Origin of the sequence: Bradyrhizobium sp. AZCC 1678, assembly GCF_036924765.1 — a bacterium.
GTDB classification, from domain to species: Bacteria; Pseudomonadota; Alphaproteobacteria; order Rhizobiales; family Xanthobacteraceae; genus Bradyrhizobium; species Bradyrhizobium algeriense.
This window is the reverse complement of the sequence record NZ_JAZHSE010000001.1, coordinates 1,342,188-1,365,083: the sequence shown is the minus strand read 5'-3', so window position 1 is coordinate 1,365,083 and position 22,896 is coordinate 1,342,188. Positions and strand designations below refer to the sequence as shown.

The following is a 22,896-nucleotide window of genomic DNA, read 5'->3' as shown; positions in this document are numbered from 1 at the left end:
CCCTCCTGGTATGAGGATCATAATATTATAGGCGATAAGGACAGGAAACGGCGGAAAATCTCAGAACGCTTCCGCCGCCAATTCCATGGTGGTCGCGCAGCCGGTCTGGATGCGCGCAAGATGGACGTGGGTTTCCGGCAGCATGCGCTCCATGAAGAAGCGGCCGGTCACCAACTTGGTGCTCAGATAGGGCGTGGCGCCACTGCTCGCAATCTTGTCCTGAGCGACCTTGGCCATCCGCGCCCACATATAGGCGAAGGTGACGAGCCCGAACAATTGCATGTAGTCGGTGGCGGCCGCGCCGGCATTGTCGGGCTTGGTCAGCGCGTTCTGCATCAGCCAGCCGGTGGCCTGCTGCAGATGGCCGAGCGCGGCCGACAGCGGGGTGACGAACGGCTTCATCGCCTCATCAGCGCCGTGCTCCTTGGCGAAAGCGCCGACTTCGGCAAAGAACGCCATCACGGCACGGCCGCCGTCGCGCGGCAATTTACGCCCCACAAGGTCGAGCGCCTGGATGCCGTTGGCGCCCTCATAGAGCATGGCGATGCGCGCATCGCGCACGAACTGCTCCATGCCGTGCTCGGCGATATAGCCGTGGCCGCCATACATCTGCTGCGCCAGCACCGCGTTGGAGAAGCCGACATCGGTCATCACGCCTTTCATGACCGGCGTCATCAGGCCCATATGGTCGTCAGCCTCCTGACGGTCCTTCGGGTCGGAGGAGCGGTGGGCGACGTCGCTCTTCAGCGCGGTCCACACCACCATGGCGCGCGCCGCTTCGTTGAAGGCGCGGATGGTGAGCAGCACGCGGCGCACGTCGGGATGCACGATGATCGGGTCGGCCGGCTTGTCTGCTTCCTTTGCGCCGGTCAGGGAGCGGCCCTGCAGACGCTCGCGCGCGTAATTGACAGCGTTCTGATAGGCGACCTCGGACTGCGCCAGCCCCTGCACGGCGACGCCGAGGCGGGCCTCGTTCATCATCACGAACATGCCCTGCATGCCCTTGTTCTCTTCGCCGATCAGCCAGCCGGTGGCGTTGTCGTAGTTCATCACGCAGGTGGAATTGCCGTGAATGCCCATCTTGTGCTCGATCGAGCCGCAGGACACGCCGTTGCGCGCGCCGAGCGAACCATCGGCATTGACCAGCACCTTCGGGACCACGAACAGCGACACGCCCTTGATGCCGGCCGGCGCACCTTCGATGCGCGCCAGCACCAGATGGATGATGTTCTCGGCGATATCGTGCTCGCCCGCAGAGATGAATATCTTGGTGCCTGATATCTTGTAGCTGCCGTCGGCCTGCTTGACGGCCTTGGTGCGCAACAGGCCGAGATCGGTGCCGCATTGCGGCTCGGTGAGGTTCATGGTGCCGGTCCACTCGCCCGCCACCATCTTCGGCACGAACATCTTCTTCTGCTCGGGCTTGCCATGCACCAGCAGCGCCGCGGTGGCGCCCATGGTGAGGCCGCCATACATCGAGAACGCCATGTTGGCCGCGCTCTGGAATTCGGTGACGACCTGGCTCAGCGTGACCGGCAGCCCCTGCCCGCCATATTCCGCCGGCGCCGACAGCCCGAGCCAGCCGCCTTCGGCGACCTGCTTGAAGGCTTCCTTAAAGCCCTTCGGCGTCGTCACCGAGCCGTCGTCATGCCGCTTGCAGCCTTCGAGATCGCCGACACGATTGAGCGGCTGCAATACCTCTTCGGAGAGTTTTGCGGCTTCGCCGATGATCGCCTCGCGCACATCGGCGGAGGCGTCGGTGAAGCCGGGAAGATTGTCGTAGCGATCGATCTGGAACACGTCGTTGAGCAGGAAGGTGACGTCTTCCACGGGGGCTTTGTAGATCGGCATGGTGTTCTCCCGGCAGCGGCGAATGTGACGAAGGCGCTTGAAATGAAATTCGTGTGACGTTCCGGACGTAGACCTTATCCGGTTCCGGAGATTCCAGGGAGTGAGCAGGCCGGCAAATATCTCGTCAGCCATTGCGGCGTAAACGGCGCCGGAGATGGTCGCGGCCTTTGCTCCCTCACCCTTTGGCGAGCTGCTCCCCCATCAAGCGGTGCAGCAGATTGATTCCCTTCAGCGGACGCACCATCACCTTGAAGTGCGTGATCTTACCGTCATCGCTGAAGGTGATGATGTCGACGCCGTTGATCTTGATGCCCTCGATCTCGTTTTCGAATTCGAGGACCGCGCCATCAGCGCTGCGCCATTCGCCGGTGTATTTGAAGCCGGGGCCACCGAGGACCTTTCCGGCGCTTGCCAGATATTTGAAGGTGATGTCGCGCCCGCGCTGCGGCGTGTGGACGACGGGGCTTTCGAACACCGCATCCGGGTGCAGCAGGTCCCACAACGCCGCCGTGTCATGCGACTTCATGTAGCCGTACCACTTGTCGAGGCCGCTCATGGTCATCATGTCTCCTCTGGCGGGCGGGCTGACGCCGGGGAATGCGTTTCTCCGGAGCTTATGCGCGTTGACGCATATGCAACTTTATGCATAATGTCAATCAATCCTGAAAACCGGAGGCCGGCGTCTTGGCGCTTGGTGACGCGATCCTTGCCTGCCTGACCGAACGTCCGATGACGGGCTATGAGCTCGCCAAGACGTTCGACAACTCCATTGGATTCTTCTGGAAGGCCGACCACCAGCAAATTTATCGGGAACTGACAAAACTCCGCGACCGCGGCCATATCCAGGGCCGCGAGGTGGTGCAGTCCGGCAAGCCGAACAAGCTGGTCTATACGCTCACACCGGAAGGCCGCGCCGCGCTCAGGCATTGGGCCGCCCGCCCGAGCGTCCCGGCCTCGATCAAGGACGACCTGCTGGTGCGGCTCTATGCGCTCGACAGCGTCGACGTCGAACCGCTGCGCACCGACCTGATGGCGCGGCTGGAGCATCACCGCGACCGTTTCGCCCGCTACGAGCGCCTGCTCAACAAACGTTTCCCCCAGGGCATCGCGGCGCCGGCCGATGTCGGCAAACTGCTCGGACTTCGCGTTGGCCTCAGCTATGAGCGGGCGGTGGCGGAATGGTGCGAAGAGGCGATCGAGGCGCTGTCGGCCCTGTCGCCCAGTGCGGAGCGGACCAACGTCGTGTCGCTCGAAAACGGCCAGCGCGAAAATAGCGGCTAGGGCTGTTCCGATCCGATCGAATCGGAACCGTCTTCCGGATTCCTGATCTGACTCGTTTTATCTGACGCGAACCGGCCGCCACGGCGGATCAAGTCCGGGGGCAGGCTTTCGCCGGAAAACGCTTTAAATCCAAAGCCGAACTGGCACCCGGTAACTTTTGCGGCCGTCCGTCCCATTCCTTAACCCGTTCTTTACCGTAACGCGAAAAAGTCAGTTCCGAGGCAGGCGAGCCGCGCGGAAATACGATTGTCTCTTTGGTGGGACGCGCGGGGAGGCTGATGGCGCAGGTGGGGCGCCGAAGCGGAACCGGACGAAAGCATGAATTCGCGCGTATCGTGGAGTGTTGACGGCATCGATCCATCCGTCCGCGAAAGGGCTGAGGCGGCCGCGCGGCGCGCCGGCATGTCGCTGAGCGACTGGCTCAATTCGACCATCGGCGAACCGCTCCCGCCCAGCTTCAGCGCGCCTGCCAGTCAGCGGCCGGCGATGCCGAGCCGGGAAAGCCGCGACGTTGCCGACATTCACCAGCGGCTGGATTCGATCACAAAGCAGATCGAGCAGATTTCGCGGCCGGCGCCGCGCGGCGAGACGCCGCGTGGCGAAGCAGCGCGCGGCGAGCCGACGGTGGCCCGCCAGCTCAACGACGCCATTTCGCGCCTCGACGCGCGGCTGTCGCAGATTTCCAACCCAGCGCCGACCCGGCAGGCCCAGATGCAGGAAAAGCAGCGTCAGACCGAGCAGGTCGAGCGGGCCGCAGCCCAGGTCTATCGCCCCGCGCCGCCGCTCAATCCGGCCTCGCTGGATTTTGCGATCGCCGAAATCGCCGCGCGCCAGAACGAACTCGACAGTCCGCCGCCGCGCCAGATGCCGCCGCGCCATGCCGCGCCGACGGCCCAGCCCAATTTTTCGCAGCCCAATTCTTCTCAACCTATGATGCAGGCAGCGACCGCCGGTCCGGACTTTTCCTCGCTCGAACGTCACCTGCTCAAGATCACAAGCCAGATCGAGGCGCTGCAGCGTCCCGATCACGTCGAGGAATCGATTGCCGCGTTCCGCAGCGAACTCGCCGAAATCCGCCAGGCCATCACCGAGGCGGTGCCGCGCCGGGAGATCGAATCGCTCGAGAACGAAATCCGCTCGCTGTCCCGCCGCATCGACGAAAACAGGCAGCACGGCAGCGACGGCCAGACGCTGACCGGCATCGAACGCGCGCTCGGCGAAATCCGCGAGGTGCTGCGCTCGCTGACGCCGGCCGAGCAGCTCACCGGCTACGACGAGGCGATTCACAACCTAGGCGCCAAGCTCGATCTGATCCTGCGCTCGAACGACGATCCGTCGACCGTGCAGCAGCTCGAAAGCGCGATCGCGGCACTGCGCGGAATCGTTTCCAACGTCGCCTCCAACGATGCGCTGGCGCGGCTCGCCGAAGATGTGCACACGCTGTCGGCCAAGGTCGACCAGCTTTCCCGCTTTGACGGCAACAGCGACGCCTTCGGCATGCTCGAGCAGCGCCTGGCCGCGCTGACCTCGACGCTGGAAAGTAGGCAGGCGCCGGCGGCGAGCGACAATTCGGAATATCTCGAAAACGCGTTGCGCACGCTGTCGGAGCGGCTCGACCGTATCCCGGCCGGCAACGACAATGCGTCGGCGTTTGCCCATCTCGAACAGCGCGTGTCCTATCTGCTGGAGCGCCTGGAAGCCTCCGGCGATCGTTCCGCTGCGCCTGCCATCGATCTCGGACGGGTCGAGGAAGGACTGCACGATATTCTGCGTTCGCTCGAACGCCAGCATGCCAGCCTGGTCGCGCTCGCCGATTCCAACCGCAATTCGACCGACACGACCCAGCCGGTGGACTCCGGCATCGTTGATCTGGTCAAGCGCGAGCTGTCCGACATCCGCTTCAGCCAGTCGGAAACCGACCGCCGCACGCAGGACTCGCTCGAGACCGTTCACAGCACGCTCGGCCACGTGGTCGATCGGCTGTCGACGATCGAAGGCGATCTGCGCACGGTTCGCACCGCGCCGCCGGCGATCGCCTCTTCTCCTGCAGCCGCCGAAATGCGCGAGGAAGCGCCCCGCGTGATGACGCCGCTGCAGACCTATCCGCAGCAACCGAAACCGGAATTGCCGAATCCCGCCGCGCTGCAAGCGAGCCCTCAAGAACATTTTGCCGCCGCGCCGCGCGAATTCCACGCCGTGCAGCCGGCGGCCCCGGCCGCGCCGGTCGCTCCGCCCTTGCCGCCGAGGGCGATCAGCGAAATCCTGGAACCGCATGCCGCCGCGCCGCGCACCGCGATCGCGCCGGAATTGCCGCCGGATCATCCGCTCGAGCCGGGGACGCGGCCGATGGTGCGCATGTCCTCGCCGTCGGAACGGATCGCGGCTTCCGAAAACGCGATCAGCGAGATCGCTTCCGGGCCCAAGGAGCCGGTGAGTTCGTCGAGCTTCATTGCCGCCGCGCGCCGCGCCGCGCAGGCCGCAGCCGCCGCGCCGCCTCCCGAGAAGGCGGGACGTTCACCGGCAAAGGCCGCGCCCAAGGACAAGGGCGGCGACAAAGCCAAGGCGGACGACAAGAACCCCTCAAACATTTCCTCCAAGATCCGCTCGCTGCTGGTCGGCGCAAGCGTGGTCGTGATCGTGCTCGGCACGTTCAAGATGGCGATGACGCTGCTCGATACCGGCAGCGTGCTGCAACTGCCGATGTTTGAATCCAACCAGCCGGCCGCTCCAACGCAGGCCCCCGCACCGGCGGAGAGCAGCACCAGGCCCGCAATGCCCGCCGCACCGGCGCCCATGATGATCTCGCCGACACCGGTCGAAAAGCAGTCGAACAATTCTTCCGCACCGAACACGCTGGATAGCGCGCGGATCGCGGTCCCGCCGCAGGCCGCGCCGTCTCCGGCGGCAGCCAGCGACGTCACCGGCGCGATCACGACGATGCCGGCCACCGGCGGCAAGGTTGCCATGATCGCCGTGCCGCCGACCGAGCGGTTGCCTGACGGCATCGGCGGCCCGGTATTGCGCACCGCCGCGCTGAAGGGCGACCCGGCCGCGGCCTACGAGGTCGGCGTGCGCTTTGCCGAAGGCAAGGGCGTCGCCCCGGATCTCGACCAGGCCGCCAAATGGTACGACCGCGCGGCGCAGGCCGGCGTGGTGCCCGCGATCTTCCGGCTCGGCACCTTCTACGAAAAGGGCCTGAGCGTGAAGAAGGACGTCGATATCGCGCGGCGTTATTATGCGCAGGCGGCCGAGCGCGGCAGCGCCAAGGCGATGCACAATCTGGCCGTGCTCGACGCTGACGGTGGCGGCAAGGGCGCCAACTACAAGAGCGCGTCGATCTGGTTCCGCAAGGCCGCCGACCGCGGCGTCGCCGACAGCCAGTTCAACCTCGGCATTCTCTATGCCCGCGGCATCGGCGTCGAACAGAACCTCGCCGAATCCTTCAAATGGTTCAGCCTCGCGGCAGCCCAGGGCGACGCGGATGCGGGGCGCAAGCGCGACGACATTGCCAAGCGCCTCGACGTCCAGTCGCTGGCGGCGGCCAGGCTGGCGATCCAGACCTTTACGCCGGAGCCGCAACCCGACGACGCCGTCAACGTGGCGTCGCCCGCCGGCGGCTGGGATTCAGCTCCCGCACCGGCCACCGGCAAGCCCGGCGCCAAGCCGGCTGCGACCAAGCGCACCGCCGCTGTTCATTAAGCAAAAGTCGCGATGCGCGCCGTCGCATAGACAGGTCGCGTCGCCGCCATATCCTCGGCCATAAATTCGTATAATGCTTCGGGCTAGAGCATTATCGGTTCTGATTGAATCAGAACCGAAGCTCTAGATTCTTGTTTTGACGCGTTTTCTTCACGCGAACCGGTACCCACTTCGCTCGAAAACGCTATAGAGCATTTATCGGTTCTGATTGAATCAGAACCGAACCGCAACGAGGACCGATTGTCGACCGAAGACAGCCAAAGTGGGGATAATCGCTTCCGCAGGTCGCCGACCGGCCCCGCGGTCGCGCCGCCGCGCGGACCTGCCGGTCAGGCCCCGCCGCCGGTGCAACCGCCCCGCCGCAGACGGCATTTCTGGTCGGTCGCGATCTTCATCCTGCTGGTCTCCGGCGTCTGCATTCGCGCCTACCGCGACCTGTCGCAGCCCGAGGCCTGGCACTACTGGAAAGACCAGTACGTCTCGCCGAGCCTGACTTTTTCGCTGATCGACAGGGTCGACCTCGACGGCGCCGCGCAGGGCCGCCGCGCCCTCTTCGTCAGCGGCACCATCGGCCCCGCCGCCGCAACGCTGTTTCGCGACAAACTGGACCAGGTCAATCTTGCGGCGGGCGACATCGTCCTGCTGGCCTCCCCCGGCGGCGATCTGAACCAGGCCACGATCATGGGCGAGATCATCCGACAGCGCTCGCTCGCGACCGCGGTCGGCGGGGCCGACGCCTCGGGCCGCGTCAAGCCGGCTTATTGTGCCAGCGCCTGCGTGCTGGTCTATGCCGGGGGCAAGACCCGCTTCGGCGTCCTGGGCTCGGCCTTGGGTGTTCATCGGTTTGTCACAACCAGGCCCGTGGAAGACCCCGTCGCAGACACCCAGCGGATTGCCGGCGCCGTGCTGGGCTACATGACGAAAATGGGGGTCTCGTCCTCCATCGTGGAAGCGATGTCCGAGACCCGGGACATTCGCTGGCTCAGCCCCAAACAGGCGCTGGCGATGAACCTCGTCACCGAGCCGCTCGGAAAGCCCTGAGCCAGCCGGATGCCGAGCTTGCGCGAACCGACCTGTCTTTCGGATTTGTAACGCGTTTCAAACGTCCTGGCGGACGCGTGGCCACGTGAGGCAAAAATTTGCCTTCCCGGGGATTTTTAGTCCCCCCTCCCCCCGAATTCAGTTATGCAAAGACGCGGGAACCGGCCCTGCGCACGCAAAGGTGCATGCGCGAACCGGATTCCCCACTGCCGGCAAATACAACAGAAACCATGCCCTGAGCGGCCGCCCGGCCGTCTCTGGCGGCAAAGCCACAAAAAGCAGACGCGCGTGCAGCTCTACCTCCCGATCGCCGACATTCCAGTCAATGTTTTCCTCATCCTGGCGATGGGCGCGGCGGTTGGGTTCGTGTCCGGCATGTTCGGGATCGGCGGCGGCTTCCTGATGACGCCGCTGTTGATCTTCGTCGGCATCGCGCCGGCGGTCGCGGTCGCCTCCGTCGCCAGCCACATCGCCGCCTCCTCGTTTTCCGGCGCGCTGTCCTATTGGCGACGGCGCGCCATCGATCCGCTGCTGGCGGCGGTGCTGTTGACCGGCGGCAGTATGGGCACCGCGCTCGGGGTCTGGACCTTCACGCTGCTGCGCTCGCTGGGTCAGCTCGATCTCATGATCGCGATGTCCTACGTGATCCTGCTGACCACTGTCGGCGCGCTGATGTTCTGGGAAGGCCTGCGGGCGCTGTTGCGGGCCCGCCGCGGCGGCCCGGTCACCACGCGCCGCCCGGGCAGCCATGTCTGGATCCATGGCTTGCCGCTGAAGATGCGCTTCAAGCGTTCGAAAATCTATCTGTCCGTCATTCCCATCGTGGTGATCGGCCTGATCATCGGCTTCATCGGCGCCGTGATGGGCATCGGCGGCGGCTTCATCCTGGTGCCGCTGTTGATCTACGTGCTGCGGGTTCCGACCTCGACCGTGATCGGCACCTCGATGGTGCTGACCCTGGTCACGATGGTGTTCGCCACCATGCTGCACGCGGTCACCAACCATCTGGTCGATGCCGTGCTGGCGCTGATTTTGATGGTCGGCGGCGTCACCGGCGCGCAGTTCGGCGCGCGCGCGGGGCAGAAAATCCGCGGCGAACATTTGCGGCTGCTGCTCGGGCTGCTGGTGCTCGCCGTCGGCGTCCGGTTTGCCGTCGAACTGGTGATCCGGCCCGAGGATCTCTTCACCATCCGCGAAACCGGGGTGACGGGATGACCAGGCGCCTCAACCTCATGCTCGGATGGCTCGCGCTGGGCGCCGTATTCGCGGCCTCGCCCGCGCAGGCCGAACGGCTGATCGTGTCGGTGTCGAACCACCGCGTCACCGTGACGCCGAATTACTCCGGCGAGGAGCTCGTGCTGTTCGGCTCGGTGGAGAAGGACGCCAATACGCCGGCCAATCGCACTTACGATCTCGTGGTGACGGTGGCCGGCCCGCGCGCCGACATGGTGACCCGCCGCAAGGAGCGCCGGTTCGGGATCTGGATCAATACGGACTCCCGGCAGTTCCTGAAAGTGCCGGCCTATCTGGCGCTGTTCTCCAACCGGCCGTTCGACGCCATCGCTTCCCCTGAGGTGCAACGGCGGCAGCAGCTTGGGTTGAACAACGTGTTGCTGACCCAGCGCGTCGGTGGCGATTACGCCGACGTGGTGCCGGACGACGCGTTCCGCAGCGCCTTCGTGCGGCTGCGAAAGCAGCACGGCCTCTATCGCGAGGAGACCTCGGCGGTGACGTTCCTGACGCCGACCCTGTTCCGCACCAGCATTCCCCTGCCCGCGGAAGTGCCGATCGGCCTCTACAACGTCGAGATCAAGCTGTTCGCCGACGGCGCGCTGGTGGCCAAGACCGACACCGCGTTCGAAATCGTCAAGGTCGGCTTCGAGCAGTTCGTCGCCACTACCGCGCAGCAGCACGGCTTCGTCTACGGGCTGATCACCGCCTTCATGGCGCTGATGACGGGATGGATGGCGTCGATCGTGTTCAGGAAGGATTGAGGGGCGTTCGTCATTCCCGGATGGTCCGAAGGACCAGACCGCAGATGCGCAATTGCGCATCGGGGAATCTCGAGATTCCACAATGTGCAATTGCACATTGGGGTTCGATGCTTCGCATCGCCCCGGAATGACCTCAAACAAAAAACCCCACGCCCATCGCGACGACGCTGAGCACCATCGCTGATGTCGACAGACAGCCGAGCCAATAAAGCCGACCCTTGATGACGAAGCGACCCATTACGTCCCTTCGCCGCGCCATCAACATCAAGAGCACCATCACCGGCACGGCGAGGACGCCGTTAACGACGGCGCTCCAGTACAGCGCCGAGATCGGGTTGATCGGCGTGAAGTTCAGCGCGATTCCGATACCAGCCGACAGCGCCAGCACGGCGTAGAAGGCGGCGGCTTCCTTCGGTTTGCGCGCGAGGCCAACCGGCCATCGCCGCCCCTCGCCGACGGCGTACGCCGCGGCGCCGGCGAGCACCGGAATTGCCAGCAGGCCAGTGCCGACAATGCCGAGCGCAAAGATCACTTCCGCGAACGCGCCGGCGATCGGACGCAGGGCTTCGGCGGCCTCCGCCGAGGTCTGGATGTCGGTCTTGCCGGAAACGTGCAGCGCCGCCGCCGCGGTGACGATGATCGACAGCGCAATCAGATTGGAGAACGCCATGCCGATGATGGTGTCGGCGCGGATGCGGGAAAATTCCCTCCGCGCGCCGTAATGCTTTTCGACCAAGGGCCGCTTGTGCGTATCGACGCGCTGGTCCTCGGCCTCCTGCGAGGCCTGCCAGAAAAACAGATAGGGCGAGATCGTGGTGCCGAGGATCGCAACGATGGTGGTGAAATATTCCGTACTCCAGGTCAGTTGCGGAAGCAGGATGCCAACCAATGCCTCTCCCCACGACACCTTCGCAAAGGCCAGCGCGGCGACATAGGCGAACAGGCTAAGCGTCAGCCATTTCAGCACCGCGACGTAGCGCTTGTAGTCGAGGAAGATCTGCGCCACCACCGACGTCACGCCGAACAGCAACACATAGAAGATGCTGTGGCCACCGATCAGCAGTTTGGTCGCATCCGCCATGGCGCCGAGATCGGCGCCGATGTTGATGGTGTTGGCGATGAACAATAGCACCATCACGCCATTGAGCAGCCATAACGAATAATGCCGGGACACATTTCCGGCTATGCCGTGCCCGGTGACGCGGCCGACGCGCGCGGAAATTTCCTGGATCGCCGCCATCAAGGGAAACGTCAGCAGCATGGTCCAGCCGATACCGTAGCCGAGCTGCGCGCCGGCCTGGCTGTAGGTGCCGATGCCCGACGGATCGTCGTCGGACGCGCCGGTGATCAGGCCGGGGCCGAGCGCCTTCAGCGCATCGCGGAAGCGAAACGGCCGCGGCGGCTTGGCCTTCGTGGCCGGCTCGTCACCGCCGGTAGGCTTGTTCGCGTGATGCTTCGAATTGGATTTGTTGCGCTCTGCCATGCCGGGTCCAGCCGCGGCGATAACGAACCTGACGGGAGCAGGTTCCGGGCCGCGACCTTGCCCGAGGACGCCGTGGCAGCCGTCGATGCCGTCACGCGGCGTGCGCCGGCTCGATGACGGTCGCCACGCCGGGCTGCAGGATGCGCAAGCGCGATCCAAAACCCAGCGTGTCGAAGGTGGCGCGTAAATCGCCGGCGTTCTGGCGGAAATGCGCCCAGCCGTCGGTATGCACGGGCACGACCACCGCATCGGAAAAGGCGCGCGCGGTCTCGATCGTGTCGTTGGTGTCCATGGTGAGATGGAACGGACCGCGGGTTTGCGCCGCGCCGGCGAACGGCAGCACCACGCCCGCGTTGAAGCGGCGCGCGACTTCCGCAACGCCGTCGAACCAGGTGGTGTCGCCGCTGATGTAGATCGGGCGGCTGCCTGCTCTGCTTGATTCCACCACGAAGCCGATGACGTCGCCCGACAGCGGCTCGATGCCGGCCGGTCCGTGACGGGCTGGCGTCGCGGTGATGGTCAACGACTGGCCGCCCTTCTTCAACTCGGTCGATGCCCAGGGCGCAAAACCCTCGGTCTTGCCGCCGAGCCGCTTTGCGCCCGCCTCCGTCGTCAGCACGCGCTGCGCTTCCTTAAGAAAGTCGCGGCCGGAATGGTCGAGATTATCCGAGTGCTGGTCATGGCTCAGCAGCACCGCGTCGATCGCGCCGACATCGCGCACGCTCAACGCGGGCCCGGTCAACTTCTCCAGCTTCACATGCGGCAGTTGATAGGCGCCGGGTTGGTCGAAGGTCGGATCGGTGAGAAGGCGAAAACCGTCGATCTCGATCAGGGCGGTGGGGCCGCCGATCAGGGTAATGGATAGGCTCATGTCGCACTCCTCTTGCTCAACGCTGACGCCGCGGGGCGGGTCACCAGATAAATGCCGAGGGCCACCGGAACGATGCCGAGCAGATCGCGGAATTCGACGTGCTCGCCGAGCACGAGGAAGGCGAACAGCATGCCGAGCGGCGGCATCAGGAAATGATAGGCGCTCGCGGCGGTCGCGCCACACACTTTCAGGAGATGAAACCAGAGCAGATAAGCGAGAATCGAGCCGCCGAGCACGAGGAACGTGAACGCACCCACGAGCCGCGCGCTCGGCACGACGTCGGCGACGCTCGAGAACGTGAACGCAAGCGGCAGCAGCACGATGCCGGCTGCGAGATTCTGCACGCCATTGCCGACCCAGAGGCTGCCCTTCGGCGCCAGCACCTTGAACAGGATGGTGCCGGCCACGATCGAGGCCAATGACGCCAACGTGAACAGAATGCCGTGCCAGTCATCTGACCCGACCGACATGCGGTGCCAGACGATGAAGCCGACGCCGGCAATGCCGAGCAAAAGGCCCATCACCTTGCGCCAGGTCAGCGCCTCACCCAGGAAGGCCGCCGCGAGCACCGCGGTGAACACCGGATTGGCGCTCACGATCAGCCCGCCGAGGCCCGCGGATACGGTCTGCAGCCCGGTGTAGCCGAGGCCGAGATAGAGCGCGTTATTGGCGACGCCGAGGATCGCGAAAATGGCTGCGTCGCGCCAGGTGAGCGAGGACCACGCTTCGCCGCGCAGCACCGTAATGCCGAGGATCAGGACACCGGCCAGCGAGAAACGCGCCGCGAGCAGAATCAGCGGGGGGCAATCGGTCACGCCGATCTTGCCGGCGACGAAGGCGAAGCTCCAGAGCAGGCAGAACAGCGCGATATAGAGCGGGAGCGGATTGAAGGCAGCGCGGGGAACCGCCACCGAGGGCGCGAGCGACATGGGAAGTCTCCTTTGCCCATGATCTAGGCCTACGCCTTGCTATTTGGAAATTAAATGATAAACTGATGTGCAGTGATTTTATAAATGGAGCATTCGCATGCTCGATCTGGAGCTTTTGCGCAGCTTTGTCAGCGTCGTCGATTCCGGCGGCTTCACCCGCGCCGGCGAGCGCGTCCACCGCACCCAATCGACGGTCAGCCAGCAGATCAAACGGCTGGAAGACGATGTCGGCCAGCCGCTGCTCAACCGCAACGGCAAGGATGTGACGCCGACCGAAGCCGGCGAGCGGCTGTTGTCCTATGCGCGGCGCCTGCTGGCGCTTGCGGAAGAAGCGCGCGACGTGGTGGCGCGCCCCGAGAGCGAGGGCGCGGTGCGGCTTGGTGTGCCCGAGGATTTTGCCGCGTATCGCCTGGCGAAGCTGCTGGCGGCATTCTCGCGCTCACATCCCGGCCTACGGCTCGACGTCCGCGCCGATCAAAGCGCCAACCTGAAGCGCGATCTCGAACGCGGCGAACTCGACCTGGCGCTGTTCAAGCGCTCGGCCGGCGAGAAAGGCGGCATCGCCGTATGGCCGGAGCGCGTACATTGGGTCACCAGCAAGAGCCATCCGCGCGATACGCGCACCGGCTCGGTGCCGCTGATCGGATTTCCCACCGGCTGCCTCTACCGGGCAGGCGCGATCCATGCGTTGGAAAGTGCCGGGCGTTCGTGGCACATGACCTACACCAGCTCCAACCTCGCCGGCATCCAGGCCGCGATCGCCGCCGGCATGGGCCTGAGCATTCTTTCGGAAATCGCAATCCAGGCCGACCATCGCGTACTGACCGCCAAGGATGGCTTTGCGCCGATCGACCGGACCGAAGTGGCGTTGGTGGCAGCCCCCGGTACCAGCCCCGCGACATTGCGACTGGCGGATCGGTTGGCCGAGTTCTGCAGCACGGTGCAGGCGAAGGCGGCGTAGCCGTACGAAGGATTGTGGGGTGGGCAAAGCGCAAGCGTGCCCACCGACTCGCACTTTGCTCTTGATGGTGGGCACGCTTGTGCTTTGTCCACCCTACGCCGCTGCGGCAAGGTGCGGGCGCGAACGCTCAATAACACCGGGACGCCGCAATTGCGTGCACCCTGTTGTCGCCGAGCACATGCGCCATGAATCCTGGCGAACCGAAGATTTTCGCGAATGCCACATCGCGAATGCTCAGGCCGCCCGTATAGGCGCCGAACGCGGGCATCACGGCGCGCTCGCCGTCGCTCGCAAAACATCGCCGCTCCATCGATCGTCCCCGAGTCGCGACGCGCGCCTTGGGGTGCAGATGGCCGGCGATTTCACCCGCCGCCCCTGTCGGCTCGTGGCGGAATGCAATCGGGCCGATCGCGACTTCGCTCGCCACCACGCCGCCGAGATCAGACGGCAGCGCCGGATCGTGATTCCCTGATATCCAGATCCAGTCGCGCCGCGCCTGCATCGCCGAGAGCGCCTCGCGGTCGAACGCCGACAGCCGCTCATGCGCATCGCGATCGTGAAAACTGTCGCCGAGCGCAATCACCATGCGCGGATCATGCCGCGCGATCACGGCGGCGAGACGGCCGAGCGTCGCCACCGTGTCATAGGGCGGCAGCAGCACGCCGCGCGCGGCGAAGCTGGAGCCTTTTTCGAGATGAAGGTCGGAGACGACGAGCAGACGCTGCTCCTGCCAGAACAGCGCGCCGGAGAGGTCGGCAACGAACGTGACGTCGGCAACCATGACCTTCGAGGCGCGCATCTCTTGATCGTCTCCCGAAGATTGCGCCCCTGCCGTCACGTGCCTTCCCGTCTATCCCATTGCCTCTTTGACGAGTTCATCGGCGGCTTCCGCCAGCAACTCATCTCCCGCTTCGCCATAAACTGACTCGCGGCCGATTTCCAGCATCACGGGAACGGCGAGCGGCGAAACATGTTCGAGTTCCCGATGGGTGATTCGCCCCTGGATGCGCGAGAGCATATCACCCAGGCGCTTGAGATCGAGCAGGCCGGCGGCGGCGTCCGCGCGCGCGGCGCGAAGCAGCACGTGGTCGGCCTGATGCTTGCGCAAGACGTCATAAACGAGGTCGGTCGAGAACAGCACCTGGCGGCGGCTTTTCTCCTCGCCGGTGAAGCGGCGCGGGATCAGGCCCGAGATCAGCGCGCAATTGCGGAAGGTGCGTTTCATCAGCGCGGATTCCGCCAGCCACGCCTCGAGGTCGTCGCCGAGCATGTCGGCTGCGAACAAGGCGGCTAGATCGAGCTTGCCGTGGCGGATCATGAACGACATGTCGCCGAGGCCCCACACCGCCAGCGCATATTCATTGGCGACGAAGCCGAGCGGCCGCACCCGCGCGCGCTCCATGCGCCGTGTCAGCAGCATGCCGAGCGTCTGGTGCGCCAGCCGCCCCTCGAAAGGATAGCAGACGAAGTAATGCTTGTTGCCGCGGGGAAAGGTTTCGACCAGCAGTTCCCGCACCGCCGGCACAAGTGAAAAGCTCTTTTGCAGCGACAGCCAGTCGCGCACTTGTTCCGGCAGCGCGTTCCATTGCCGCCGGTCGTCCAGCAGTTTTCGCACCCGTTCGGCCAGATAGGTCGAGAGCGGAAACTTGCCGCCCATGTAGGACGGCACCTTGGCGTCCTTGTCGTTGGCGCGGGAGACGTAGACCTGATCCTCGACCAGCGCCTCGTAGCGCACGATCTCGCCGCCGAACACAAAAGTGTCGCCGGCGACCAGTCCCTCGATAAAGTATTCCTCGATCTCGCCCAGCATCCTGCCGCCGCGGCCGATCATGCCGGTGGAGCCGGCGCCGCCACCGCGTCCGCGCACCAGCCTCACCTTCAGCATCGCCTCTTCGACGATGGTGCCGACATTGAGGCGGTAGCTCTGCCGCACTTTTGGGTTGGTGACGCGCCAGCGCCCCTGCTTGTCCTGCTTGATGCGCGCGAAGCGTTCATAGGTCTTCAGTGCGTAGCCGCCGGTGGCGACGAAATCGACCACGTCGTCAAAGTCGGTTCGCGTCAGCGAAGCGTAAGGCGCCGAGGTCAGCACTTCCGCGTAGAGCTCGTCTGATAGAAACGGCTCGCCGCAGGCGCAGCCGAGCACGTGCTGCGCCAGCACGTCGAGCGCGCCGGTACGCAAGGGCGGCGTGTCCTGTGCATTCTCCGCGATCGCATCGATCGCGACGCGGCATTCCAGCACCTCGAAACGGTTCGCAGGAATCAGCACGGCGCGCGAGGGCTCGTCGAGCCGGTGGTTGGCGCGACCGATCCGCTGCATCAGGCGCGAGGCGCCCTTGGGCGCGCCGACATTGACGACGAGATCGATATCGCCCCAGTCGATGCCGAGATCGAGCGAGGACGTGCAGACCACGCCGCGCAGTTTTCCAGCCGCCATCGCATCCTCGACCTTGCGGCGCTGAGCGACATCGAGCGAGCCGTGATGCAGGGCAATGGCGAGGCCGTCGTCGTTCATGCGCCAGAAATCCTGGAACAGCATTTCAGCCTGGCTGCGGGTGTTGACGAAAACGAGCGTCGTCTTGTTGCGCTTGATCAGCTCGTACATTTCGCCGAGCGCATGGCGCGCGGTATGGCCGGCCCAGGGCAGGCGCTCCTTGGTGTCGAGCATCTCGACAACAGGCGCCGCCGCGCCGCCGGCCACGACGATGTCGGCGGCGACTTCCTTACCGTCCAGCTGCGGCATCAGAAACCGCGCCAGCGATTCCGGCTCGGCGACCGTCGCGGAAAGGCCGATCGCGCGCATCTCGGGCGCCAGCCGCCACAGCCGCGCCAGGCCGAGCGACAGCAGATCGCCGCGTTTGGAGGTGACGAGCGCATGCAGTTCGTCGAGCACGATGCGCTTGAGCGAGGAAAACAAGAACGGTGCGTCGTCGGATGACAGCAACAGCGCCAGTTGCTCGGGCGTGGTGAGCAGGATATCCGGTGGATAGCGCCGCTGCCGCTGCCGCCGCGAAACCGGCGTGTCGCCGGTGCGGGTCTCGACCCTGATCGGCAGCCCCATCTCGGCGATCGGCGTTTCCAGATTGCGCGCGATGTCGACCGCGAGCGCTTTCAGCGGCGAGATGTAGAGGGTGTGGAGACCGCCGGTGCGTTTCACGCTGCGGCCGGTGGAGATGAGGTTCTTCTCGCCGACGCTCTTCGTGGAAGAAGACGAAAGCTCCACCAGCGTCGGCAGAAATCCGGCCAGCGTCTTGCCGGCGCCGGTCGGCGCGATCAGCAGCGCGGAAGCGCCATCGTTGGCTTTTGCCAGCAGCGCCAATTGATGCTCGCGCGGCGACCAGCCGCGCGCGGCGAACCAGCGCCGGAAGCGGTCGGGCAGCAGCACAGCCGTTTCAAGCGGCGTAAAGGGCAAGGGATCGGGCGACGGCACGGAGAAGAGGTAAGCCGTCCGGGCGGGTTCGTCGAGGGGCTGCCCTTACCTCGCCCCGCTTGCGGGGAGAGGTCGGATCGCCCTTGCGATCCGGGTGAGGGGGTACAGGTCTATCGACTCGCACCGCCTGGCGGAGAGAGCCCCTCACCCCGACCCTCTAAGAGCGAGCTTCGCTCGTCTCGACCCCGTGAAGAACGGGGGAGAGGGAGGAGATGCAGCGGCGAAGTAAGCTCGCCCTACTCCGTCACCGGTTTGTCGGAAATATCCCAGTCCTTGCCGTTGAAGATCGAGATGTAGAGCGTCTTCATCGGTGTGTAGTCGTCGGGCGTGTAGCTGTAGGTGACGCCGTCCAGCATGTAGGGGGAATGGAAGCCCGCCAGCGTCGTGGCCTGCTTCAGAACGTTGGCGCGGGTGAGTTCGTCGCCGCAGCGGCGCAGGATCTCCGCCATCGCCACCACCTGGCCGTAGCCGGCAAAGGCGATGGTGTTGTCAGGGTCGACATTGGGCAGGTACTTTTTGCGCAGCTCCTCGAACGCCATCACGTCGGGATCCTTTTCGAAGCGCGGCACACCGACCTCCTTGGCGTAGCGGATCGCGACGATGCCGGTGCAGTTCTCGAGGCCGGCGGCGCTGAGAATCGAACGGCCCGTCGATCCGGCGGACAGCAAATGCAGCGGCTTCCAGCCGAGTTCGGCCAATTTCCGTATCGACTGTGATGACGCCTTGCCGGTCGAGATATTGTAGAAAACATCCGCGCCGGATTTCGAGAGATTGATGAGCTGCGAATCGATCGTCGGTTCGGTCAGATCGTAGGTCTGCTCCATGATCACCTTGGCGGTGCCGCCGGCATCCGCCAGCACCTTCTTGAAGGGCGCGAGGAAATCGCGGCCGAAATCGTCGTTCTGGTACAGGATGCCGATCTTGGCGTTCGGCTTCACACCCACGACATGCTTCGCGAGAATGCGCGCCTCGGTCGGATAGAGCGGCAGGCCCGCCATGGTCCATTTGAAGTTTTTCGGATCGTTCCATTTCGACGCGCCGGTATTGAGCAGGAGCTGCGGCACGCCCTTCGCGTTGAGATATTTGTGCACGGCGGCCTGCGGCGCGGTGCCGAGCGAGCCGTACAGCGCCAGCACTTCCTCCTGCTCGACCAGCCGGCGCGTCGCCTCGACGCATTTCGGCGCGCTGTAGGCGTCGTCCATGGAGAGGAATTTCACCTTGCGCCCGTTGATGCCGCCCTTCTCGTTCAGCATCTGGAAATAAACCTCGCCAACCCGCCCCAGTACGCCATAGAGCGAGCCGGGACCGGAATGCGGCACGGTCTGTCCGAGCTTGATTTCGGTGTCGCTGGCGCCGGGATCGTATTTCTTCTCCGCCGCCCAGACTGATGGCGCGGGCATGGCGGATGCGAGGACGGTAGCGAGCGCGGTGGCGCCGAATTCGCGCCGGGTCTGCTTGTTCTTCATTGTTGTTTCTCCCTGATGGAAGCCTTGATCAGCCATTCCGGCAGCACTGGCAATAGCTGACATGTCGCACGCAATGCCGCCATTCGCGGCGTGCGTAGCGTCTAGACTCAAGTTTTCGCGGCGACGGCGACCAGGCCGGGCGCCGGGGCGCCGTCCTCGTTGCGGGCAGAGCGATCTTCCAGCAGGGGCAATTTGAGGCCGGTGGATTCGACCACGACGCGCACATAGGCTGCCGCATGGGCGTAGCGCAGCCCCTGGCCGATGACGACGCCTTCGCCGTCATGGGTTTCGGTGGTGAAGGCGAGCAGCCCGCCGGGGGCCAGAACGCGAGCGGCTTCCGCGAGCACCGGCGCGAGTTCGGCGACGTACACCATTGCATCCGCCGCAAGAATGAGGTCGGCGCTGGCATCCGGCCGCGCCCGCAGACCCTGCAACATGTCGGCGACATCAAGCTCGGCGTAGAGGCCCGTGGCGCGGGAGCGCTCGATCATGCGTGGCGACAGATCGACGCCGATGAAATGATCGACCGTGCGGGCGAAGGCTGCCGCCGCCAGCCCGGTGCCGCAGCCGAGATCGATCGCGCGCTTGAAGTACGCCGGCCTGCGGGCGGCCGATCGCACCGACAGCACGGCCTTGAACAGCAGCGCCGGGCCGCGATAGCCGAGGTCATCCACCAGCGAGGCTTCGAACCGCGGCGCATATTGATCGAACAGGGTCTGCACGTAGGCCTGCGGCATGCCGGCCACCGGCTCGGCGCCGAGCCGCATCAATCGAAGTCCGGCGCCGTGGCGGTCATTGGCATCGCTGGCCTGAGCCCTGCGAAACGCCGCGATCGCCGCGTCATGCTCGCCGAGTTCTTCGCGGATGTCCGCGAGCGTGAACCAGGCGGACGTGAAATCCGGCACCAGTTCGATCGCCTGCATCAGCAGGTCGGCGGCGGCCGGCAGATCGCCCTTCAATTGCAGGTCGCGGGCGAATTCGAACCGGCGGTCGGCCATCAGATCGCCGGAAGACAGAAAAAGGCGGGCAGGCATTTCAGGAACCAAATTCTTCATTGCCAGCCACCTGACCTCGATCGGGGACGACCCGGCAATCCATCAAGAAAGCAATTCTTCCGAGATGGAGGCGCGGGTCAAGCGTGCGCATGACGGCTAAACATCGCAGGGAGACCGCCTATATAGAAGGCATGCGTCCGCAGGACATCCTGATCCCCGCTCCGGCCGGCCTTTGCTGCAAGCCAGGTGGCTTCCATATCGACCCGGTCCGCCCGGTCGAGCGCGCCGTGATCACCCACGGCCATTCCGATCATGCCCGGCCCGGCCATGGCGCGGTGCTCGCCACGCAGGAAACGCTCGACATGATGCGGCTGCGCTATGGCGACAATTTTGCTTCGACCACGCAGGCCGTTCGTTATGGCGAAGAAATCCGGCTCGGCGACGTCACCATCAAATTCCACCCTGCGGGCCACGTGCTCGGCTCGGCGCAGATCGCCGTGACCTGCAAGGATACCTGCATCGTCGCCTCGGGCGACTACAAGGACGCCGCCGACCCGACCTGCACGCCGTTCGAGGTGGTGCCGTGCGACGTCTTCATCACCGAGGCGACGTTTGGCCTGCCGGTGTTTCGCCATGGCGATGCGGCCGATGAGGTGAGGAAGCTGCTGGCATCGGTGGCGCTATTTCCGGAGCGCGCACATCTGGTCGGGGGCTATTCGCTCGGCAAGGCGCAGCGCGTGATCGCACTGCTGCGCCAGGAAGGCTACGACGCGCCGATCTATCTGCATGGCGCGATGGAAGAGATCACCTACTATTATCAAAGCCGTGGCACTACCCTCGGCGAACTTCGCCCGGTCAAGGGTGTCAAGAAGGCCGATCTAGCCGGCACCATCGCGCTGGCGCCGCCATCGGCCACGTCAGACATCTGGACCAGACGTTTTCCCGATCCGGTCACGGCATTTGCCTCGGGCTGGATGCGCGTGCGGGCGCGCGCCCGCCAGCGCGGCGTCGAACTGCCGCTGGTGATCTCGGACCACGCCGATTGGGACGGCCTGACCGCGACCATCGCGGCCACCGGCGCCGGCGAAGTCTGGGTCACCCACGGGCAGGAAGACGCCCTGGTGCATTGGTGCAAGTCGCGCGGGCTTGCCGCGCGGCCGCTGGATCTCGTCGGCTATGGCGACGAGGAAGAGCACGAGGTGGTCGCGGCCAACGGGGCCGAGGCATGAACCGTTTCGCCGAACTGCTCGATCGCCTCGCCTACGAGCCCGGCCGCAACAACAAGCTGCGGCTGATCACGGCCTATTTCCGCGACACCCCCGATCCCGACCGCGGCTACGCGCTGGCGGCACTGACCGGCGCGCTGTCGTTCAAGCACGCCAAACCGGGGCTGATCCGCGATCTGATCGCCGATCGCACCGATCCGGTGTTGTTCGCGCTGTCGTATGATTATGTCGGTGATTTGTCCGAGACGGTTGCGCTGATGTGGCCGAAGACCCAGCTGCCCGGCCATAACAACCCGCCGCCCCCCACCCTCTCCGAGGTCGTCACGACCCTTCGCACCCTCGGCAAGACCGACCTGCCAAAGCAGATCGCGCGCTGGCTCGACGAGCTCGACGAGACCGGTCGCTGGGCATTGTTAAAACTCGTCACCGGCGCAATGCGGATCGGGATTTCGGCGCGGCTGGCGAAAACCGCGGCGGCTGCGCTTGGCGACAAGGACCCGCATGAGATCGAACTGATCTGGCCGGGGCTGGCCCCGCCCTATCTCGACCTGTTCGCGTGGCTGGAGGGTCGCGGCGAGAAGCCGGTCAACCGCGATGCTGCGCCGTTCCGGCCTGTCATGCTGGCGCATGCAATCGAGGATACGGACTTTGCCAGTCTCGATCCTGCGGACTTCATCGCGGAATGGAAATGGGACGGCATTCGCGTGCAGGTGGTCTCCGGCCGCGATGAACGCGGCCAGCTGCAGACGCGGCTCTATTCGCGCACCGGCGAGGACATTAGCAAGAGCTTCCCCGACCTGGTGCCGTCGCTGCATCTGCCCGGCGCCATCGATGGCGAATTGCTGGTGCTGCGCGAGGGACGCGTGCAGACCTTCAACGTTCTGCAGCAGCGGCTCAATCGAAAGGTCGTCTCGCCGAAATTGATCAAGGATTTTCCGATCCACCTGCGCGCCTACGACCTGCTCGGCGACGACGAAAACGACCTTCGCGAACTGCCGTTTGTCGAGCGCCGCGCCCATCTCGAAACTTTCGTCAGAAAGCTCGACGATCCGCGCATCGACCTGTCGCCGACCATTGCCTTCGATAGCTGGGACGCGCTGATGGCGGCGCGTGCCGATCCCTCAAGCGCCGGCGCGGGAGAGGATGCCGAAGCCGTCGAAGGCGTGATGCTGAAACGGCGCGACGCGCCCTACCTGCCGGGCCGCCCCAGGGGCCAGTGGTGGAAATGGAAGCGCGATCCGCACATCATCGATGCCGTGCTGATGTATGCGCAGCGCGGCCACGGCAAGCGCTCGTCCTATTATTCGGACTACACCTTCGGCGTCTGGACCGCGGGCGAGGACGGCGAAGAGCTCGTGCCGGTCGGAAAAGCCTATTTCGGTTTCACCGATGAGGAACTCCTGCAGATCGACCGTTTCGTGCGCCGCAACACGACAGAGAAGTTCGGGCCGGTGCGGCATGTGGTGCACGAGCCGGAGCAGGGCCTGGTGCTGGAAGTCGCGTTCGAGGGATTGGCGCGCTCGCCACGGCACAAATCCGGCATCGCGATGCGGTTTCCGCGCATCAGCCGGCTGCGCTGGGACAAGCCGCCACGCGAGGCCGACCGGCTGGAGAGGCTGGAACGGATGCTGAAGGACGTGACGGCAAATTAACATTCCGTGGGCGTATGGCG

17 protein-coding genes are annotated in these 22,896 nt (G+C 65.1%); 8 read left to right on the top strand and 9 right to left on the bottom strand.

Translation table 11 applies throughout. The features are described from left to right. Window positions 1-60: 60 nt before the first annotated feature. A complete protein-coding gene (locus tag V1294_RS06430; protein ID WP_334495874.1) occupies window positions 61-1,851 on the bottom strand; it encodes an acyl-CoA dehydrogenase C-terminal domain-containing protein in 1,791 nt (596 codons plus the stop codon). Window positions 1,852-2,026: 175 nt separating this feature from the next. Further along, window positions 2,027-2,413 (bottom strand): nuclear transport factor 2 family protein, encoded by a 387-nt coding sequence (locus V1294_RS06425; protein WP_334495872.1) that lies wholly within the window; start codon window positions 2,411-2,413, stop codon window positions 2,027-2,029. A 122-nt stretch (window positions 2,414-2,535) separates the two neighbouring features. Between V1294_RS06425 and V1294_RS06420 the strand changes: the two genes are divergently transcribed. From V1294_RS06420 to V1294_RS06400, 5 genes are all read left to right on the top strand, one after another. Continuing rightward, window positions 2,536-3,132 (top strand): PadR family transcriptional regulator, encoded by a 597-nt coding sequence (locus V1294_RS06420; RefSeq protein ID WP_334495870.1) that lies wholly within the window; start codon window positions 2,536-2,538, stop codon window positions 3,130-3,132. Window positions 3,133-3,450: 318 nt separating this feature from the next. After that, window positions 3,451-6,831 carry a hypothetical protein gene (locus V1294_RS06415; RefSeq protein WP_334495868.1) on the top strand — a complete coding sequence of 1,127 codons (3,381 nt, stop codon included), beginning with the start codon at window positions 3,451-3,453 and terminating at the stop codon, window positions 6,829-6,831. Window positions 6,832-7,071: 240 nt separating this feature from the next. Further along, entirely contained in the window at window positions 7,072-7,872 is an 801-nt protein-coding gene (locus V1294_RS06410; protein WP_334495866.1) for a hypothetical protein, read from the top strand. A 288-nt stretch (window positions 7,873-8,160) separates the two neighbouring features. Next, window positions 8,161-9,087 carry a sulfite exporter TauE/SafE family protein gene (locus V1294_RS06405; protein WP_334489274.1) on the top strand — a complete coding sequence of 309 codons (927 nt, stop codon included), beginning with the start codon at window positions 8,161-8,163 and terminating at the stop codon, window positions 9,085-9,087. Further along, window positions 9,084-9,866, top strand: a complete 783-nt coding sequence (locus V1294_RS06400; RefSeq protein ID WP_442895321.1) for a TIGR02186 family protein — start codon at window positions 9,084-9,086, stop codon at window positions 9,864-9,866. The genes V1294_RS06405 and V1294_RS06400 overlap by 4 nt, the downstream gene beginning before the upstream one ends. Before the next feature lie 133 nt (window positions 9,867-9,999). On the opposite strand, the gene V1294_RS06395 is transcribed toward V1294_RS06400, so the two are convergent. From V1294_RS06395 to V1294_RS06385, 3 genes are all read right to left on the bottom strand, one after another. Continuing rightward, the gene (locus V1294_RS06395; protein ID WP_334495864.1) at window positions 10,000-11,349 is read right to left on the bottom strand and encodes an NRAMP family divalent metal transporter; all 1,350 of its coding nucleotides are present in this window, start codon (window positions 11,347-11,349) and stop codon (window positions 10,000-10,002) included. A 91-nt stretch (window positions 11,350-11,440) separates the two neighbouring features. After that, window positions 11,441-12,220, bottom strand: a complete 780-nt coding sequence (locus V1294_RS06390; protein ID WP_334495862.1) for an MBL fold metallo-hydrolase — start codon at window positions 12,218-12,220, stop codon at window positions 11,441-11,443. Beyond that, a complete protein-coding gene (locus V1294_RS06385; RefSeq protein ID WP_334495860.1) occupies window positions 12,217-13,149 on the bottom strand; it encodes a DMT family transporter in 933 nt (310 codons plus the stop codon). The genes V1294_RS06390 and V1294_RS06385 overlap by 4 nt, the downstream gene beginning before the upstream one ends. 97 nt (window positions 13,150-13,246) lie before the next feature. Between V1294_RS06385 and V1294_RS06380 the strand changes: the two genes are divergently transcribed. Continuing rightward, window positions 13,247-14,110 carry a LysR family transcriptional regulator gene (locus V1294_RS06380; protein ID WP_334489262.1) on the top strand — a complete coding sequence of 288 codons (864 nt, stop codon included), beginning with the start codon at window positions 13,247-13,249 and terminating at the stop codon, window positions 14,108-14,110. Between the two features lie 127 nt (window positions 14,111-14,237). Here the strand turns inward: V1294_RS06380 and pdeM are convergent, their stop codons facing one another. The 4 genes from pdeM to V1294_RS06360 all read right to left on the bottom strand — a co-directional run bounded on the left by pdeM (window position 14,238) and on the right by V1294_RS06360 (window position 20,037). Then, window positions 14,238-14,909 carry a ligase-associated DNA damage response endonuclease PdeM gene (gene pdeM / locus V1294_RS06375; RefSeq protein ID WP_334489260.1) on the bottom strand — a complete coding sequence of 224 codons (672 nt, stop codon included), beginning with the start codon at window positions 14,907-14,909 and terminating at the stop codon, window positions 14,238-14,240. Between the two features lie 51 nt (window positions 14,910-14,960). After that, window positions 14,961-17,537 (bottom strand): ligase-associated DNA damage response DEXH box helicase, encoded by a 2,577-nt coding sequence (locus V1294_RS06370; RefSeq protein ID WP_334495858.1) that lies wholly within the window; start codon window positions 17,535-17,537, stop codon window positions 14,961-14,963. Window positions 17,538-17,773: 236 nt separating this feature from the next. Continuing rightward, entirely contained in the window at window positions 17,774-19,003 is a 1,230-nt protein-coding gene (locus tag V1294_RS06365) for an ABC transporter substrate-binding protein (protein ID WP_334495856.1), read from the bottom strand. A 107-nt stretch (window positions 19,004-19,110) separates the two neighbouring features. Next, entirely contained in the window at window positions 19,111-20,037 is a 927-nt protein-coding gene (locus tag V1294_RS06360) for a class I SAM-dependent DNA methyltransferase (RefSeq protein WP_334504526.1), read from the bottom strand. Window positions 20,038-20,189: 152 nt separating this feature from the next. Between V1294_RS06360 and V1294_RS06355 the strand changes: the two genes are divergently transcribed. Continuing rightward, entirely contained in the window at window positions 20,190-21,227 is a 1,038-nt protein-coding gene (locus V1294_RS06355) for a ligase-associated DNA damage response exonuclease (RefSeq protein WP_334504524.1), read from the top strand. After that, complete coding sequence (locus V1294_RS06350; RefSeq protein ID WP_334495854.1) at window positions 21,224-22,876, top strand: cisplatin damage response ATP-dependent DNA ligase; 1,653 nt, start codon at window positions 21,224-21,226, stop codon at window positions 22,874-22,876. Before V1294_RS06355 ends, V1294_RS06350 begins: the two co-directional genes overlap by 4 nt. The last annotated feature ends 20 nt before the right edge of the window (window positions 22,877-22,896 follow it).

Bases quoted from the DNA above. Each gene is read 5' to 3' on its own strand.
- V1294_RS06425 (WP_334495872.1), bottom strand. From the start codon at position 2,413: ATGACCATGAGCGGCCTCGACAAGTGGTACGGCTACATGAAGTCGCAT.
- V1294_RS06360 (WP_334504526.1), bottom strand. From the start codon at position 20,037: ATGCCTGCCCGCCTTTTTCTGTCTTCCGGCGATCTGATGGCCGACCGC.
- pdeM (WP_334489260.1), bottom strand. From the start codon at position 14,909: ATGCGCGCCTCGAAGGTCATGGTTGCCGACGTCACGTTCGTTGCCGAC.
- V1294_RS06395 (WP_334495864.1), bottom strand. From the start codon at position 11,349: ATGGCAGAGCGCAACAAATCCAATTCGAAGCATCACGCGAACAAGCCT.
- V1294_RS06380 (WP_334489262.1), top strand. From the start codon at position 13,247: ATGCTCGATCTGGAGCTTTTGCGCAGCTTTGTCAGCGTCGTCGATTCC.
- V1294_RS06350 (WP_334495854.1), top strand. From the start codon at position 21,224: ATGAACCGTTTCGCCGAACTGCTCGATCGCCTCGCCTACGAGCCCGGC.
- V1294_RS06415 (WP_334495868.1), top strand. From the start codon at position 3,451: ATGAATTCGCGCGTATCGTGGAGTGTTGACGGCATCGATCCATCCGTC.
- V1294_RS06400 (WP_442895321.1), top strand. From the start codon at position 9,084: ATGACCAGGCGCCTCAACCTCATGCTCGGATGGCTCGCGCTGGGCGCC.
- V1294_RS06430 (WP_334495874.1), bottom strand. From the start codon at position 1,851: ATGCCGATCTACAAAGCCCCCGTGGAAGACGTCACCTTCCTGCTCAAC.
- V1294_RS06355 (WP_334504524.1), top strand. From the start codon at position 20,190: ATGCGTCCGCAGGACATCCTGATCCCCGCTCCGGCCGGCCTTTGCTGC.
- V1294_RS06365 (WP_334495856.1), bottom strand. From the start codon at position 19,003: ATGAAGAACAAGCAGACCCGGCGCGAATTCGGCGCCACCGCGCTCGCT.
- V1294_RS06385 (WP_334495860.1), bottom strand. From the start codon at position 13,149: ATGTCGCTCGCGCCCTCGGTGGCGGTTCCCCGCGCTGCCTTCAATCCG.
- V1294_RS06390 (WP_334495862.1), bottom strand. From the start codon at position 12,220: ATGAGCCTATCCATTACCCTGATCGGCGGCCCCACCGCCCTGATCGAG.